This window comes from Pseudoalteromonas sp. GW168-MNA-CIBAN-0100 (assembly GCF_040309225.1).
Taxonomy (GTDB): Bacteria; Pseudomonadota; Gammaproteobacteria; order Enterobacterales; family Alteromonadaceae; genus Pseudoalteromonas; species Pseudoalteromonas arctica.
The window spans coordinates 1-408 of the sequence record NZ_JBEOOL010000159.1; the positions used below are offsets into that span (position 1 = coordinate 1).

Consider the following 408-nt stretch of genomic DNA (forward strand, 5'->3'; position numbering starts at 1 on the left):
GCGTTATAACAGCACTTATTTATTAGCGTTTTTAGACTTAGACTTTTTCAAAAAGGTAAACGACGAATTCGGCCATGCCGAAGGAGACAGAGTACTAAAGCAGTTAGTGTCAATTACCAATTCACATATAAGAGAATCAGATAAGCTATACCGCTTTGGTGGCGAAGAGTTTGTGCTAATAATTCCCGAAATCCCGCCCAAAGAGCAAGTTAGCTTTATAAACAAGCTACGCGAAACAATAAAAAACGAGTTAAAAACACCTGCGGGTAACTCAGTTACTGTATCTTTTGGTGTTGCAGCTTGGATACCGGGCACCACAGTTGCTAGCTGGTTTAAACGCGCCGACGATGCTATGTATCAAGCAAAAAAACAAGGCCGCGACTGCGCCGTATTTAGTAAAGATTAGGG

1 protein-coding gene is annotated in these 408 nt (G+C 41.7%); it reads left to right on the top strand.

The annotated features are described in order from the left end of the window. On the top strand, nt 1-406 hold a 406-nt coding region (locus AAEY62_RS20495), incomplete at its 5' end, for a GGDEF domain-containing protein (protein WP_350636078.1). Between the last annotated feature and the right edge of the window lie 2 nt (nt 407-408).